The organism is Haemophilus sp. HMSC066A11, from assembly GCF_001811665.1.
GTDB classification, from domain to species: Bacteria; Pseudomonadota; Gammaproteobacteria; order Enterobacterales; family Pasteurellaceae; genus Haemophilus; species Haemophilus influenzae.
Window position 1 is genome coordinate 1 of the sequence record NZ_KV805890.1, and the last position, 1,268, is coordinate 1,268.

The following is a 1,268-nucleotide window of genomic DNA, read 5'->3' on the forward strand; positions in this document are numbered from 1 at the left end:
CAATGTCTAAAGAAAAATTTGAACGTACAAAACCGCACGTAAACGTGGGTACAATCGGCCACGTTGACCACGGTAAAACAACTTTAACAGCAGCAATCACAACCGTATTAGCAAAACATTACGGTGGTGCAGCGCGTGCATTTGACCAAATTGATAACGCACCAGAAGAAAAAGCGCGTGGTATTACCATCAACACTTCACACGTTGAATACGATACACCGACTCGCCACTACGCACACGTAGACTGTCCGGGACACGCCGACTATGTTAAAAATATGATTACTGGTGCGGCACAAATGGATGGTGCTATTTTAGTAGTAGCAGCAACAGATGGTCCTATGCCACAAACTCGTGAACACATCTTATTAGGTCGCCAAGTAGGTGTACCATACATCATCGTATTCTTAAACAAATGCGATATGGTAGATGACGAAGAGTTATTAGAATTAGTAGAAATGGAAGTTCGTGAACTTCTATCTCAATATGACTTCCCAGGTGACGATACACCAATCGTACGTGGTTCTGCATTACAAGCGTTAAACGGCGTAGCAGAATGGGAAGAAAAAATCCTTGAGTTAGCAAACCACTTAGATACTTATATTCCAGAACCAGAACGTGCGATTGACCAACCGTTTCTTCTTCCAATCGAAGATGTGTTCTCAATCTCAGGTCGTGGTACAGTAGTAACTGGTCGTGTAGAACGTGGTATCATCCGTACAGGTGATGAAGTAGAAATCGTCGGTATCAAAGATACAGCGAAAACTACTGTAACGGGTGTTGAAATGTTCCGTAAATTACTTGACGAAGGTCGTGCAGGTGAAAACATCGGTGCATTATTACGTGGTACCAAACGTGAAGAAATCGAACGTGGTCAAGTATTAGCGAAACCAGGTTCAATCACACCACACACTGACTTCGAATCAGAAGTGTACGTATTATCAAAAGATGAAGGTGGTCGTCATACTCCATTCTTCAAAGGTTACCGTCCACAATTCTATTTCCGTACAACAGACGTGACTGGTACTATCGAATTACCAGAAGGCGTGGAAATGGTAATGCCAGGCGATAACATCAAGATGACAGTAAGCTTAATCCACCCAATCGCAATGGATCAAGGTTTACGTTTCGCAATCCGTGAAGGTGGCCGTACAGTAGGTGCTGGCGTTGTTGCGAAAATCATCAAATAATTGATGAACTCTTGAATGTCTTAAAGATAAAAGACAGAAGAAGTAAAAAGAAAAGTGCGGAGAAAATTCTCCGCATTTTTT

General features: G+C 42.3%; 1 protein-coding gene. It reads left to right on the forward strand.

Going from position 1 to position 1,268, the window contains the following annotated elements; translation table 11 throughout:
- Nucleotides 1-2: 2 nt before the first annotated feature.
- Nucleotides 3-1,187, forward strand: coding sequence for an elongation factor Tu (gene tuf / locus HMPREF2813_RS08270; protein ID WP_005667564.1), 1,185 nt, complete (start codon nucleotides 3-5; stop codon nucleotides 1,185-1,187).
- Nucleotides 1,188-1,268 lie beyond the last annotated feature (81 nt).